Here is a 15,004-nt window from a genome sequence, read left to right on the forward strand (position 1 = left end):
GTTCCGAAGGATTGAATTATGGTTGATGCGGCGGCCACTGTAGAAGTAATGGCCGCCGACGAGGCCGCGCTTCGCATTTACGAAGGTTTGGCTGAAGGCAGCGCCTTTGCGCCTGCGCAAAATCCGCTGTGGATCAGGAGCTGGGTTTCGAATGTGAAACCCGATGGTCTGATCGTAACCTTGAAAACGCATGAAATCCCGGTCCTCGCTCTGGCACTGGAAGTCGTTCGCCACGGTCCGTTTCGCGTCGCGCGCTATATGGGCGGAACCCATGCTAACGGCAATTTTCCTCTGGCTAAAAAAGCATGGCTCGCCTCGCATAACACGCCGGATGTTGCGGAAATTTGTGATGCAATCAGGACTGCGCGACCGGACATCGATGCGCTGATCCTAGAGCGTTCATCCGAAACGCTGTTCGGCATGCGCAATCCCTTACTGGCCCTGCCGCATATACGCGGTGCGAATGTCGCGCTCAGCGTGGAGCTGGAAAGCAGCTTCGACCAGCTACTGGAACACCTCAACGCCAAGCGGAAGCGCAAGAAGCATCGCGCACAGACACGCAAATTCGAGGCGGCGGGCGGTTATCGATGCATCGCCGCCAAGAGCGATGAGGACATTCGCAACGCGCTCGATGCGTATTTTGCCATGAAAGCAAACCGTTTTCGCGAAATGGGCGTGACGGATGTTTTTGCGCCAACGGAAGTCCGGGCCTTTTTCACCCAGCTTTTCCTGAGCGCACAGGCGCAGACCCCGCCGCCTTTCGTCGTCAATGGACTGGAAGTCGGCGGCAAATTTCGCGCGATTACCGGTTCCAGCCTGAGCGGCGACCGGCTGGTCTGCGAATTCGCAGGCATGAGCAATGATGAGCTTGTCAGCAGCAGCCCCGGCGAATTCCTGTTCTTCGAAAACATTCGCGAAGCCTGCAAGAACGGTCTTTCGGTCTATGATCTCAGCGTCGGTGACGAGCCATACAAACGGCTCTGGTGCGATGTCGAGACATGGCATCTCGATGTGATCGCCCCGCTTACCCTCAAGGGGCGGCTGCTCGCATGGAAGATGAAGCTGACAACGCAGCTTAAATCGACGATCAAGAACAATCCGGCAATCTGGAACGTGGTCAAAAGGCTGCGCAGAAAAGCTGCACGCCCTTCCGACGATTAGGCGACATTTCTGCCGGGCTGGGGTTCCGGCGCTTCGTGGCCGATCGGCGTTACCAGCGTGATTTCCTCGTATCCGTTCTTGCGCAGATCGTTTGCTGCCGCGATTACCTCGCTATGCGGCTCGATAACGCTGACGAGGATTGCAGTGTCGTCGCCGACAAGGCGCTTGATCGACGTCGCATCTGCCGGGCCGCATTCTATCACAACGACATCATAGGCGGTGATCAACGATGCGATGATGATCGGCAGGCGGTCCGCCGCGCGCATTGCCTGCTCGGCATCGGCTGTGCCCACCGGGATGATGTGGCAATCCGAATAGTGGTCGGAATAGATGACGTCGGAAAATTGCGCTTCCGAGGCAAGCAGATTGGTGATGCCTGGATAGACTGTGCTTTCAAGCATCGGCCGCGATGCAGCGCCTGAACTGGTTAGATCGAGCAACAACACGCGCAAGCCAGTATCGGCAATTTCACGCGCCACGAGAACGGCAGTTGCTGCAGCCTCGTCGCCACCGGGCGAAATGAACAGAGCGCGTGTCGCGCCGCTTGCGATAATGCCTTCAGCCGCCCGCGCAATATTAATTTCGCCAAGCCCCGGCGCAGTTTCGGTCAACGCGATTGGCGCTTCCGGCAAGGGTTCACGCGCCACGAATGCAGGCTCGACCGGCCTTTCCTCTTCGACGCGCCTCTCAGGCATCTGAACATCTTCCACAGGCTCGAAGGAAGCTGTGCCAGCCGGGCGCATGGCGCGGCCTGAAAACAACTCCTGGAGCAGCGTCACGATTGCCATGATCAGCAGCGATGCGACGAATGCCGCACCGACGATCGGCACGATTTTAGGGAAGAACGGCTGATCGGGCACGACGGCGCGCGAGAATATGCGCGCATCGGCAGGCAGATAGGCGCGGTCGTTGCGCGACGACGCCTCGCGGTAGCGCGCCAGATAGGATTCCAGCAATTCACGCTGCGCGGTCGCTTCCCGCTCCAGCGCGCGAAGCTCGACTTCCTCTTCACCAGCGCGGCCGGATTCTGTTTTCAGCCTGTTCAGATCGGCAACGAGCTGACCTTCGCGCAATTGCGCCGTCTGCGCTTCGGTCGCCAGACCGCGCAGAACCTTTTCGCCTTCCTGGCGAATCTGCTGGTTCAGATCGGAGAGCTGCGAGTTCAGCGAGCGAACACGCGGATGGTTGCCAAGCAGCGTCGTCGAAAGGTCGGCGATCTCGGCGCGCAACTGAACCTGACGCTCGCGCAGGCGCTGGATCAGGCCGGAGGCAAGTACCTCCGGTACCGAATCCAGAGAACCGCCAGCCTGCAACGCTTCGCGAACGCTCTGGGCGGTCGCCTCGGTCGAGGCGCGTGCCGCACGCACCCGCGAAAGCTCGCTCGACATTTCTGAAAGCTGCTGCGTTGCAAGAACCGAATTGTTCTGCCCGATCAAGAGATCGGACTGCGAACGATACGCCGCGACCTTCGCCTCGGCATCTTTGACGCGCTTGGTGAGGTCGGCGATTTCCGGCTCAAGCCAATCCGTCGCCGCCGAATTCGCCTGCTGCTTGGCCTCGCCGCTCACAGCAAGGAAGGCATCGGCAATCGCGTTGGGAACATCGGCCGCAAGCTTCGGATCGGCAGACGAGAACTCGATGACGATGACGCGCGAGCGCTCCACATTATAGACGCTCAGCTTTTCGCGAAATTTCCGCAGCACGCGCTCTTCTGAGGGGATTTCCATCGGGTCCGATTTCAGGCCGGCGACAATCAGCGCGCGTGAAACGATGGACATGTTGGAGGCTTCGTCGAACTCGGGGCGTTTCGAAAGCTCAAGCTTGCGCGCAACTTCCAGCAGTACGTCGCTCGAGGTGATGAGCTGCACCTGGCTGGTTATGCCCTGCTCATCGAGAAGCGGCTGGTCTCCCGGCGTGCCAATATTCGGACGCGTGAATACCGACTCCCGCGTCTCGATCAGAAGCCGTGTTTCGGCCTTGTATAAGGGAGTGGCCAGCCAGGCGAGCACGAAGGCAAGACCGGTAACAATGAGCGCCACAATGACAACGCGCAGCCAGTTCCGCAAAAGGCTGGAAAAGAGCCTTCCGAGATCGACATCCACGTCACTGGCCGTTGGCTGAACTCCCGACATGCAATAGCGCTCCGATACAGATTGCCCATCATGGTAAACAGGTATGGTAACCATGCGGTTAAGGACGCAGCATTCCTGCTTTCTTCTTATGCGCGAAAGATGAAGGCATGCGTTTGCGAGAAGACAGACCGCCTTTACCGGCCATTAACCCTAATGAGACGATAATAGCAGGCAGTTAGAGTCGGCTTTATCGGCCGTCGACATCAAAGGTTCATGCTCGACTATGAAGCGCACCCTTCCCGTCCTTCATGCACTTCTCGCGGCAGCAGTCGTTGCGGGCTGTTCCAGCTATCGCCCCGCGCCTGCCGCCTTTCATGAGGCAATCGACCAGCCATACCGCCTCGGCGCTGGCGACAGCGTACGCGTGACCGTTTTCGAGCAGGAAAGCCTGACAAACACCTATAGCGTGGACCAGTCCGGCTATATCGCCTTCCCGCTTGTCGGCGCGGTTCCGGCGCGCGGACACACCGTCCAGCAGATGGAAGCAACCATTGCGACCAAGCTGAAGCAAGGTTTCGTGCGCGACCCGGACGTTTCCGTCGAGGTCGACCGCTACCGCCCGATCTTCGTCATGGGCGAAGTAGGTTCTGCCGGGCAATATTCCTACGTTCCGGGCCTGACCGTGCAAAAAGCCATCGCCATCGCAGGCGGCTTCAGCGCCCGCGCCAATCAGGCCGATGTGGACGTTACCCGCGACATCAATGGAAAAGTCATGACGGGCCGCGTGTTGACATCGGATCCCCTTCTGCCCGGGGATACAGTCTACGTCCGCGAACGCCTGTTCTGAATGTGAGCCGGTGCGAAATCGTGCCCCAGAAACTGCGTATCGTTCACTGTTTCCGCTCACCGGTTGGCGGCATCTTCCGGCATGTGCGCGATCTGACAGAAGCGCAGGTCGCAGCCGGGCATCTGGTCGGCATCGTCTGCGATTCCAGCACGGGCGGCGCCTACGAAGAAAAGCTTTTCGAGGAGTTGCGCCCTTTCCTGCCACTCGGCATCTGGCGCACGCCCATGCAGCGTCACATCGGCATCGGCGATGCAAAGGCAGCGTGGCGCACCTACAAGATCATCAAGGAATTGAAGCCGGACGTGTTGCACGGCCATGGCGCCAAAGGCGGCGTCTATGCGCGTGTGTTCGGCTCACTGTTGCGGGTATCAAGGTCTCGCGTAGCCCGCCTCTATTCACCGCATGGCGGAAGCCTGCATTATGACGAAACGACACTGACGGGGAAATTCTTCTTCGGGCTGGAACGCCTTATGGCGCGCTTTACCGACCATCTGCTTTTCGTTTCGGAATATGAACGCCGCACCTTTCGCCATAAGATCGGGAACCCAAGCGGGCCAAGCAGCCTCGTTTATAATGGTGTGCGTGCGGAAGAATTCATCGCCGTGCCGCCTGACGAAGACGCCGCCGATTTCCTCTACATCGGCATGATGCGCGACCTGAAAGGCCCGGACCTCTTCATCGACGCCCTCTCACAGATACAGGATGAACGCCGCTCGACTGCTGTAATGGTTGGCGACGGTGACGATCTCCCGCGCTATCGCGCACAGGTCGACGCGCTGGGGCTGGCAGATCGCGTACGCTTCCTGCCGCCGATGCCTGCCCGCGAGGCATTCGCGCTGGCCTGGGCTATCGTCGTCCCTTCGCGCGCCGAAGCCATGCCCTACATCGTGCTCGAAGCACTGGCCGCCGGAAAACCGATGATCGCAACTTCCGTCGGCGGCATTCCCGAAGTTTTCGGCGAAGGCGCGCCAGCGCTCGTCAATCCCGATGCCGGTGAACTCGCTGCGAGGATGACAAAGGCACTCGCTTCTCCGCAGGATTATGCCGCGCTGATGCCGAGCGAAGACGATCTGCGCGCCCGCTTCGGTGCGGATGTCATGGCTTCAAATATCGAATCTGCCTATTTCGCCGCACTTTCTTCGTAAGAGAGTATATCCGCGATCAATTGTTTCTTAGCGCCTTGCGTGTATTTACGCGTAGTTCTACGGATCAAGATGATGGCAAATATGGACCCCCGCCGCTTTTCGCCCGATGCGGTCCGAAAGTCGGAAAGCCCGGCTGAAAGCGGCAAGCAGAAAGCGGTTTTGAACAAGGTGGCCATGCAGGTCGCCTCACAATACCGTCGCGATACCATGTCTCCGGTCATGGTCAGCGGGGTCATGCGTTTCGTCGAGTTCTTCCTGTTCCTCGGTTCCGGCCTTGCGCTCTACGCCTTCTATGTCGGTCTGACGACACATCTGTCGCTGCACTACCCATTCATCATATTCGGCGCTTCGCTGCTCGCGGTCATTCTGCTGGATATTGCCGATTGCTATCTTATTTCAGCGCTTATGCGCCCGTTCAGCGTTATCGGCCGCATTCTGCTTGCATGGTCGGGCACATTCGGCCTGCTTGCGCTGACCGGCTTCCTGCTCAAAATGTCGGAAGATTTCTCGCGTCTGTGGTTCGGCGGCTGGTTCGTGGTTGGCTTGTTTCTATGCATTGTCATGCGCATCGTCATCGCGACGATGATTCGCCGCTGGGCGCGCAACGGGCGCATGGAGCGCCGCGCGGTGATCGTCGGCGGCGGCAACGCTGCCGAAACGCTCATCCGCTCCGTCGAAAAGCAGCCTTATAACGACATTCGCATATGCGGCATCTTCGACGATCGCGACGACAAGCGATCGCCGCCCATCGTTGCGGGCTATCCCAAGCTTGGAACCGTCTCCGAACTGATCGAATTCGCCCGCATCGCGCGCATCGACATGCTCATCGTCTCACTGCCGATCACCGCCGAAGCGCGCGTTCTGTCGCTTTTGAAGAAGCTCTGGGTGCTGCCGGTGGACATTCGCCTTTCGGCGCATTCGAACCATCTGCAGTTCCGCCCGCGCTCTTATTCCTACATCGGCAATGTGCCGATGCTCGATATTTTCGACAAGCCGATCAACGATTGGGATTCGGTCGCCAAGCGCGCTTTCGACATCGTCTTCAGCCTGTTCGGCATCATCGTCTTTTCGCCGGTAATGCTCGTGACGGCCATCGCCATCAAGCTCGACAGCAAGGGGCCGGTTTTCTTCAAGCAGAAGCGTCACGGCTTCAATAATGAGATAATCGAGGTCTATAAATTCCGCTCCATGTATGTCGAGCAATCCGACCCGACCGCCAAGAGAACGGTGACGAAAAACGATCCGCGCGTGACGCGCGTCGGGCGCATCATCCGCAAGACCTCCATCGACGAGCTACCGCAATTCTTCAACGCGCTGCTCGGCAGTCTTTCGCTGGTCGGACCGCGGCCGCACGCCATCGCCGCGCAGTCGCACAACCTTCTCTACAATGAAGTGGTCGATGGTTATTTCGCGCGCCACCGGGTCAAGCCCGGCGTGACTGGCTGGGCGCAGATCAATGGCTGGCGTGGCGAGATGGATACGGATGAAAAGATCCGCATGCGCACCGAATACGACCTTCACTACATCGAAAACTGGTCGCTTCTTTTCGATCTCAAAATCCTGTTCCTGACGCCTGTCCGCCTTCTCAACACGGAAAACGCCTATTGAGCGCGATACCGCATGATTTGCCGCGCGAGGCGGTCAATGCGCGGCTTCTGTCGCTGATCTCAGCGTCGGCAATCGCGCTTGGTGTGCTGCTATCCGGCTTCGTCGTGCGCGAACCCGCACCTTATGAACTCTATATGGCGGGCCTCATTCCGATCTGGGCCTTGTTCGGTCTGCGCCTTTCGCGCTCCGTCACGCCGCTTTTGATACTTCTGGTGACGTTCAACATCGGCGGCATGATTTCCATGTCGCAGATGGCGGACCTCATGAGCACGCCGCTCTATCTGGCAGTGTCGCTATTCCTTGCCTTCACCTCCGTCTTCTTCGCCGCCGTCATCGAGCAGCAACCATCCCTCTACAGGGTGATCTTCATCTCGTGGATCATTGCCGCGGTCGTAACGTCCACACTCGGCATCATTGGCTATTTCGGGTTGGTGCCCGGCACCGAGATATTCACCAAATTCAACCGCGCGGCGGGTGCGTTTCAGGATCCGAACGTTTTCGGACCGTTCCTGACGCTGCCCGGCATCTATCTGCTTCACCAGATCCTGACTGGCCGTCCGGCGCGCATGCTGCTTTACGCAGTGCCATTGCTTATCATCACCGGCGGCATTTTCTTTTCATTCTCGCGCGGCGCATGGGGCCTGTTTGCCGCAGCCTCCATCCTGCTCATGCTGACGGTTTTCATCCAGAACCCCAGCGGGTTGTTCCGCCTGCGCATCGTCGCCATGAGCATCGCCGCCGTCGCACTGCTCGTCTTCGCGCTGCTCATTGCGCTGCAAATTCCGGGCGTCGCCGAACTGTTCACGACGCGCGCGCAGCTCGTCCAGGATTATGACGGCGCGCGGCTCGGCCGCTTTGCACGCTACGGCATAGGCTTCCTTCTCGCGACCGAAAATCCCTGGGGCATCGGCCCGCTCGTCTTCGGCCAGATCTACGGCGAAGACACACACAATATCTGGCTGAAAGCCCTTATGGATTATGGCTGGATCGGCTTCTGCTCCTATCTTCTGCTGATCGTCTGGACGCTTGCGGCAGGGTTTCGCATCCTGTTTCGCAACAGGCCGTGGCAACCCTATCTGCTTTGCGCCTATGTCGTATTCATCGGCCATATCGCGCTCGGCACGGTTATCGACACGGACCATTGGCGCCATTTCTACCTGCTGCTCGGTTTGATCTGGGGCGCCATCGGGCTCGAATATCGCTACCAGCATGGGTTGATTGCAGATCGGCGCATTTAAGCCGCTGCTGCCTGCGATTTCAGTTGACCGAAATCGACCCGCACGATACACCCCCGACCGGTCCGGAGTGTAGCGCAGCCCGGTAGCGCACTTGACTGGGGGTCAAGGGGTCGTCGGTTCGAATCCGGCCACTCCGACCATCGAAGCCCTTGGAAAACAAGGGTTTTTTGTTCCCTCCCCCGGCAGGCTTAACGGCCTGCAAGGGAACAAAAAGGCCACAAAATCCCACAATGAGCATCTAAGCCCCACGAAAATCCCCACGATTTTCTTGTGGTGTTCGCGGCCTGTTCCACCATAGCCCCGAAAAACAATGCCCCCGGCCATATCGAAAGGACCGAGGGGCATCTGTCATCGTCAGGAGATATCGAGCAATTCGAAGCCTAGTCGAGTTCTCAGGCAGCGCAATCGAAGAAATTTGGTCTGGATCATTCTGTATGCCAGACCTCTTTCCGACACGATCCCCTCAATGACAGAATGAGAAAAGCCCCCGGCTGGAACCGAGGGCTTTGAAACAAAACGGGCGTAGGAGGCCCGGTCAAAGAACAACGGGCAAGATTGGAGGCCCCGAAGTCATGAAACAGATTAGCGAAATTGCGCCGAAAAGCAACGTCATCAACCTGAAAGAGGTGTTCGCGAATACCAAGCCGAAGGCGACGGCACAGACTAAAAAAGACCTAACCAAAGGCACCACGAAGGCGAAGACGGCCACCACGCCAGCGGGCAAGCAGAAGATTGCCGAGAAAATCAAAGCGGCGAAGAAAACCCAGTCGAAGCTCACCGCGCCGGGTGCTTTAGCTCGCTGCCGTCAGATTGCCGGAGGTGATCTACGTGCCGCCGCTCTGCTCTACAGGATCGCGGGAATGTGGGACGCGTTTGAGACGAAGATGCGATTGCCGGGTGGCAGTCGGGAATACCTCGCAATGACACAGGCAGATTGGGCGATCGTCGCAGGGCTGAGTGAAAGCGAGTGCCGGAAGTATGCAATAAAACGTCTGCAAAGCCATGCCTATGAGATCGTCCGGTTCGAAATTCATGGACGAGGCAAAGGCAAAAAAACGTGGGTGCATTTCGACAAGGCAGCGTATTTGGCGGCGCTCAATGAAGCTGGATATGAGCTTAAAATCGCGGCCCAAAATGGCGTCTCGCTCTATTCGTGAAAATCACCGATTTGCCGGTTTATTAAAGTGGCCGTTTTCGGCCAGTTTAAAGATAAGCGGAGACGAACTAAGCGGAGAGACCTCCTACCATATTCACTACGTTCATAATGGTAGGGTGCTCCGTGCGGCTAACGCCTCACTCGCACGAACAGGCTATCGCCGGATTTAGGAGAAGGTTTTCGGGAAGAAAGAACCATCCCCCATAGCCCCCTTCCGGCCCGGACCAAACTGCAACCGGCCCAGCACCATTCCGTTGACGAAATCCCCCCGACACAGTAATCATCATCTTGCTTGATCGCCTTACGGCATCGGAGCGGTAGTCATCCGCAGCACCCCGTTTTCATGACGAGATGCTGCGTTCGATGTTTTCAATCTTTCGATCCAAGACCGAGACGACCGTCGCGCCCGCTGAGGAACAGCGTTCGCTTGCTGATCCGTCTGGATGGCTCTTGGATTTGTTCGGCGCGATCCCGGCTCAGTCGGGCGTCACCGTGTCAGCCCAGAACGCCACCCGCTGCACCCCGGTACGAGCAGCCGTCGCAGCTTTGTCTGAGCCGTGCGGGCATCTTCCGCTAGGTGTATTCCGTCGAGGCCAGAACGGCGCTCACGAGCCTGCCGTCGATCACCCGATAGCGTCCCTGCTTTCTGGCATCGTCAATCCATGGACCACCGCCGCACAATTCCGGGAACAGCTAGTCCGAGATTGTCTGTTGTCGGGAAACGGCCTTGCTCAGATCGTGCGCGACGGACAGGGCCAGCCCCGCGAACTGCACCGCCTCCACCCTCAGGCCGTGGCCGTCGAGATAGACGCGCTGACCGGCGAACCCCGATACCGTGCAACGGTCAGCAACGGGAGCCGCGTCCTTCCTCTCACCGACATCATCCACATTCGGGGCGCTCTGTCGCTTGACGGGGTAACGGGCATCTCCCCCGTATACGAAGCCCGCGAGGCAATCGGTCTCGCGATTACCCTTGAAGCTCACGCAGCCCGGTTGTTCGCCAACGGTGGACGCCCTTCCGGCATCCTGTCCTTCGCCCGTGCGTTGACCGCCGAAGCCAACGCGAAGGCTAAGGCCGCATGGCAGGGAATGACCCGCTCAGGCGGCACGGCAGTCCTTGACGCTGACGCCCGTTACCAGCAACTCACATTGACCTCGACCGACGCGCAGTTTCTCGAACTCCGACAATTTGCGGTTAGTGAGATCGCGCGAGCTTTCCGTGTCCCGCCGATATTCTTGCAGGATTTCGGACGTGCAACGTGGTCGAACAGCGCCGAGATGGGGCGCATGTTCCTGTCGTACAGCCTCGACCCATGGCTGACCCGGATCGAAGGCGAGTTCGCCTTGAAGCTTCTGCCGGAAGCAGATCGGGCCGAATGCTTCCTCGAATTTGACACCGACGACATCGTCGCCGCCGATACGGCAGCGCGGGCGACCGCCTACAGTCAGTTCCGCGCCGCTGGCGTCTACACCGCAAACGAGCTTCGCGCCCTCGAAAATCTCCCTCCGATGGATGGCGGCAACGTGCTGCAAAATCCGTACACTACGGGAGGCAACAATGCAGAATGAAGCTCCCGCGCACGTCGCGTTCTTCGGTGACAGCGAGCGCCGTTTCGCCCTTCCGCCTGCACTGATCGTTGAGCTTGAACGCAAGGCCGGGACTGGCATCGGCGGACTTTCGCGCCGGTTCTTCAGCGGTGATTTCCGCCATCAGGAGCTTCTGGAAACGATCCGCCTTGGCCTGATCGGCGGCGGCACCGAACCGGAAGAAGCTGCCAGTCTGACCGCCGCTTATGCAGCACCGCTCCCCGTCATGGAGCTTTACGCGCTCGCCTTGCCAGTCATGGAAACCCTCATGTTTGGCAAAGCCGCCAAGAAGGCAGGCCGCAAATGACCAGCGAGCCTCACGCAATCGAAGTCAATGCAAATGCTGAACAGCTAGGGCGCATCCAGCGGGGCGTCATCTCTGCATTGCAGACACATAGCAAGAGGACCACGCCCCAGCTTGCACAAGCGATTTATGGTCGCGTCGATGTCTTCGAACTCAACAGCATCCTCCGCGCAATCCGACAGCTTACCGAACGTGGTTTCGCTTTCACGAAGACCCGCAAGGGTCGCGTCAACGCCACCGGCTACGTCTATGAATGGAGCCTCATGCAATGACTTTGCTTGCACACGAAGTCCGTGAAGCGGCTCACAACGACAAGCTCGACATGACGGAGGTGCGGTTCGCAGCTACCGACGATGACGGCACCATCGAAGGATACGCTGTCCGGTTCAATACTGTAGACAGCTACAAGACGAGCTTCGACCGAAACGCCTTTGCATGGGAAGGACGCAGCCTTCCGCTTTTATGGTCGCACAATCCCGGTGATGTCGTCGGTTCCGTGCGCTCTATCGTCGTGGAAGACGCTGGCCTGAAAATTCGGGGTCGTCTCAATCTCGATGTACAGCGCGCCCGCGAAGTGCGCTCGATGCTTCAGGCCGGTGACATTGCTGGTCTCAGCATCGGTTTCCAGCGCCTGAAGGATGAAGCCCGCTCAGGCGGGGTTCGCCACATCACCAAGGCAGAACTGCGCGAAGTCTCATTCGTCGCCATGCCAAGCGTACCGGGATCGCAGGTCACATCAATTCGAACCTTCACCGAAACAGGCCGCGACAAGAGCGCAGCGGCCTTTGTTGCATCCTGCCGCAGGGCCGCGCTCGCACTCAAAGGAAACTGAAATCATGACCAAGCACCAGAAAATCGAAACACGTTCGGCCCAGCCGCTGGAAATCCGCAGTGACGAGAATGACCCGCTTGTCGCCGCCACGGCAGCGGTGGAAGAAATTCGCTCCGCAGCCGAACAGCGCCATACGGCACACCAGACCGAAGTGCGCGGCCTGACTGACCGGATCGCCCAGCTTGAAACACGGCTCAATCGTCCAGGCACCCAGCAGGAAGACCGAAACGAGCCTTCGGATGAACAGCGCTCTTTCGGCATCTATCTGCGTCGTGGCGATGCTGGCCTGTCGGAAGTCGAACGCCGTGCGCTGACTGTCGGCAACGATACCAGCGCGGGCTTCCTTGCACCGGAGACGTTCGGCAACGAAATCCTGAAAACCCTTGCCGAATACAGCCCTATCCGCAATTACGCGAAGGTCGTCCAGATCGCAGGACCGGAGATCAAATATCCGAAGCGACTGACCGGAACGAATGCCGATTGGGTGGCCGAGATCGCGAACCGCCCGGAAAGCGCGCCGACTTATGGTCAGGTGACGCTCACCCCGTACGAACTAGCGACGTTCGTGGAAGTCTCGAAGCAGCTTCTCGAAGATTCGGCCTATGACGTGGAAGGCGAAATCCGTGACGCTGTCGCAGAGGATTTCGGTGCGAAGGAAGGTGCCGCATTCGTTTCCGGCGACGGCGTCGGCAAGCCGAACGGCATCCTCAACGCAACCGGCATCGCTGAAGTCGTGTCGGGCCACGCTTCCACGCTTGGCTCAGCACCCGGCGATCTTCTGATTGACCTCATGGCCAAGCTGCCAACCGCCTATGCGAATAACGGCGCATGGCTCATGAACCGCCTGACGCTGGCATCTGTGCGGAAGCTGAAGGATGCGCAGGGCGCGTATCTCTGGCAACCGGGCATTCAGGCGGGCCAGCCTTCGACCCTGCTTGGCCGTCCGGTCATCGAAGCCGTGGATATGGACAGCGTTGCGGCTGGCAAGTTCCCAATCGTGTTCGGTGACTGGTCTGGTTATCGCATCGTGGATCGTGTCGGCCTGTCCATTCTCACCGACCCGTTCACCCGTGCGAAAAACGGCATCACCGTCTTCCATGCCCGCAAGCGTGTCGGTGGCGATGTCACCCATGCAGACAAGTTCGTGAAGCTGAAGATCGCCGCTTCCTGATCCTGACAATCATACGGCGGGGCCAGTCTCCGCCGTCATTCCCCAATTCAGCAAAGGACTTTCATCATGGGAATTACCACTACTGCCAGATCGAAAATCTCCATTGGCACGACCGCCGTCGCCACCGATGCCGCCACCTTCGCGGCTGACACATACACGGTGATTTCTCACGTTGAAGACGTGGGAGAATTCGGCACTGAAACGAACGTAGTTGAAGGCAACTTCGTGGATCAGCAATTTGTGAGGAAGCTTCCCGGATCGAGAAATTCCGGGACCATGAATGTCGTCGCGGCATTCGACGCCAGCGATGCCGGACAGATCGCAGCGAAAGCAGCTTCCGAGACAGATTTCACCTACAACATTAAGGTCGAGCTTGACGATAAGCCCGCACCCGGTGGCACGAACAGCATCTTCTATTTCAAGGCATTCGTCGCCAGTGCCAAGGTCCAAGGCGGCGGCTCCGACGACATCACAAAGATCAACTTTGCGCTGGCAATCGATGGAGCGATCCTCGAAATCCCGGCAGCGACCGCCTGATCGGAGCATGAAGAATGCGGCTGGCGGATGACATAGTGGTGATGATCGGGAGTGAGAATATCCGTCTCATTCCCCGCCTTCGCTTTGCCATCCGCCTCGAACGTCGCGGATCATTCGCCGCGCTTATTCAACAGGTGCAGGAAGATAGCTTTACCGCTGCATGTGACCTGATCAGCGATCACACCACTATTACGCCGGTCATGCAGAAGGCAATCCTTGCCGCGCTCCCTGATCTTCGCGGGCCGCTACTGACTTACGTTCTCGCATGCACGGGCGTCGATCCAGACCAGTCGCCATCCGAACGCAAGGGCAACTCGGTCCCCTTCGCGGATCACCTGACCCAGCTATTCCGCATCGGTTCGGGCCATATTGGATGGACGCCAACTCAGACCCTAGACGCCACGCCTGCCGAAATCATGCAAGCCGCGAAAGGACGTGTGGAACTCCTACGCTCGATATTCGGCGGGGCTGAAAAAGACAGCCAGCCCAAGGGAGATTGGGGATCACGTTTCGCCTTCACGGCCAGAGCCAGAACTAAAGCAGCGGAGGCAGCTTAACATGCGCCCGTCCAGCCAATGGCGTTGCATCATCAACGATCTACGCCGCGAACAGTCGGTTTCCGTGCGCAGCTTGTCCATGCGCGCGGGCTTAAACAGGGCAACAGTGAACAGGTTCCTGAAAGGTATCGCCAGCCTCAAGATCAGCCAGCTCGAAAGCATCCTTGCGGTATTCGGTTATGACCTCGACGCGATCAGGCGACCCGATAGCGAGGCCGCATAATGCCCTTCGCAGCACCGTCAATCAGGGCATGCGGATGCGTCGTCGCACCGGGCCAGAAATGTTCTCATGCTGTTGCGCGGGACAAAGAGCGCAAGGCTGCGTTTGATCAGACGCGGCCAACAGCCCGCCAGCGTGGATATGACAGCAAGTGGGATCAGGCCCGCAAAGCCTTCCTCGCCAAGCACCCTGATTGCTCTCGGTGCGGAGCGCGCGCGATCGTGGTCCATCACTCCACCCCGCACCGAGGCAACAAGGCCATCTTCTGGGACCGCAGCAAGTGGGTTCCCGCCTGCCAGCCTTGCCACGATGGACCGCTGCAATCGCAGGAGAAGCGGCGATGAGGGTCATTAAGCTCAACTTTAAGCGTCCTTCCCCAGAGATGTTGTCCAGCGTGTCACCCCAGCGTTCGCCGCGAAAGAAGCTATACACCTTCGCGGGGAAAACCATGAGCCTCACTCAATGGGCGAAGGAAACGGGGATCAACGCCCCGACCTTGTGGGAGAGGATTACACAAAATGGATGGCCGCTAGAGCGTGCCCTGACCGAACCCGTGATGAACGCAATAC

General features: G+C 58.7%; 15 protein-coding genes and 1 tRNA gene. 15 read left to right on the plus strand and 1 reads right to left on the minus strand.

What is annotated here, in order from left to right:
* The first annotated feature begins 18 nt into the window (after window positions 1-18).
* A complete protein-coding gene (locus tag ABFT80_RS07135) occupies window positions 19-1,161 on the plus strand; it encodes a GNAT family N-acetyltransferase (protein WP_347971177.1) in 1,143 nt (380 codons plus the stop codon).
* Here ABFT80_RS07135 and ABFT80_RS07140 read toward each other — a convergent pair.
* Window positions 1,158-3,293, minus strand: coding sequence for a GumC family protein (locus tag ABFT80_RS07140; RefSeq protein ID WP_347971178.1), 2,136 nt, complete (start codon window positions 3,291-3,293; stop codon window positions 1,158-1,160). The genes ABFT80_RS07135 and ABFT80_RS07140 overlap by 4 nt on opposite strands.
* Window positions 3,294-3,516: 223 nt before the next feature.
* Here ABFT80_RS07140 and ABFT80_RS07145 point away from each other — a divergent pair, with 223 nt between their 5' ends.
* The 14 genes from ABFT80_RS07145 to ABFT80_RS07210 all read left to right on the plus strand — a co-directional run bounded on the left by ABFT80_RS07145 (window position 3,517) and on the right by ABFT80_RS07210 (window position 14,438).
* A complete protein-coding gene (locus ABFT80_RS07145; RefSeq protein WP_347971179.1) occupies window positions 3,517-4,080 on the plus strand; it encodes a polysaccharide biosynthesis/export family protein in 564 nt (187 codons plus the stop codon).
* 20 nt (window positions 4,081-4,100) lie between these two features.
* A complete protein-coding gene (locus ABFT80_RS07150) occupies window positions 4,101-5,225 on the plus strand; it encodes a glycosyltransferase family 4 protein (RefSeq protein ID WP_347971180.1) in 1,125 nt (374 codons plus the stop codon).
* 72 nt (window positions 5,226-5,297) lie between these two features.
* Entirely contained in the window at window positions 5,298-6,833 is a 1,536-nt protein-coding gene (locus ABFT80_RS07155; RefSeq protein WP_347971181.1) for an undecaprenyl-phosphate glucose phosphotransferase, read from the plus strand.
* Entirely contained in the window at window positions 6,830-8,071 is a 1,242-nt protein-coding gene (locus tag ABFT80_RS07160; RefSeq protein ID WP_347971182.1) for an O-antigen ligase family protein, read from the plus strand. Before ABFT80_RS07155 ends, ABFT80_RS07160 begins: the two co-directional genes overlap by 4 nt.
* Window positions 8,072-8,134: 63 nt before the next feature.
* Window positions 8,135-8,211: transfer RNA gene (locus tag ABFT80_RS07165), tRNA-Pro, on the plus strand.
* Window positions 8,212-8,643: 432 nt separating this feature from the next.
* Window positions 8,644-9,228 (plus strand): hypothetical protein, encoded by a 585-nt coding sequence (locus tag ABFT80_RS07170; RefSeq protein ID WP_347971183.1) that lies wholly within the window; start codon window positions 8,644-8,646, stop codon window positions 9,226-9,228.
* Between the two features lie 362 nt (window positions 9,229-9,590).
* Window positions 9,591-10,796 (plus strand): phage portal protein, encoded by a 1,206-nt coding sequence (locus ABFT80_RS07175; RefSeq protein ID WP_347971184.1) that lies wholly within the window; start codon window positions 9,591-9,593, stop codon window positions 10,794-10,796.
* Window positions 10,786-11,121, plus strand: coding sequence for a gene transfer agent family protein (locus ABFT80_RS07180; RefSeq protein ID WP_347971185.1), 336 nt, complete (start codon window positions 10,786-10,788; stop codon window positions 11,119-11,121). Before ABFT80_RS07175 ends, ABFT80_RS07180 begins: the two co-directional genes overlap by 11 nt.
* Window positions 11,118-11,390, plus strand: coding sequence for a hypothetical protein (locus tag ABFT80_RS07185; protein WP_347971186.1), 273 nt, complete (start codon window positions 11,118-11,120; stop codon window positions 11,388-11,390). Before ABFT80_RS07180 ends, ABFT80_RS07185 begins: the two co-directional genes overlap by 4 nt.
* Window positions 11,387-11,950 (plus strand): HK97 family phage prohead protease, encoded by a 564-nt coding sequence (locus tag ABFT80_RS07190; protein ID WP_347971187.1) that lies wholly within the window; start codon window positions 11,387-11,389, stop codon window positions 11,948-11,950. The genes ABFT80_RS07185 and ABFT80_RS07190 overlap by 4 nt, the downstream gene beginning before the upstream one ends.
* Window positions 11,951-11,954: 4 nt before the next feature.
* Entirely contained in the window at window positions 11,955-13,121 is a 1,167-nt protein-coding gene (locus ABFT80_RS07195; protein ID WP_347971188.1) for a phage major capsid protein, read from the plus strand.
* Between the two features lie 66 nt (window positions 13,122-13,187).
* On the plus strand, window positions 13,188-13,658 hold the full coding sequence (locus ABFT80_RS07200; protein WP_347971189.1) for a phage tail tube protein: 471 nt from the start codon (window positions 13,188-13,190) through the stop codon (window positions 13,656-13,658).
* A gap of 14 nt (window positions 13,659-13,672) precedes the next feature.
* Complete coding sequence (locus ABFT80_RS07205) at window positions 13,673-14,215, plus strand: hypothetical protein (protein ID WP_347971190.1); 543 nt, start codon at window positions 13,673-13,675, stop codon at window positions 14,213-14,215.
* 1 nt (window position 14,216) lies between these two features.
* Window positions 14,217-14,438, plus strand: coding sequence for a helix-turn-helix transcriptional regulator (locus tag ABFT80_RS07210; protein WP_347971191.1), 222 nt, complete (start codon window positions 14,217-14,219; stop codon window positions 14,436-14,438).
* Window positions 14,439-15,004 lie beyond the last annotated feature (566 nt).

Origin of the sequence: Foliimonas ilicis, assembly GCF_039939195.1 — a bacterium.
GTDB lineage: Bacteria > Pseudomonadota > Alphaproteobacteria > Rhizobiales > Rhizobiaceae > Foliimonas > Foliimonas ilicis.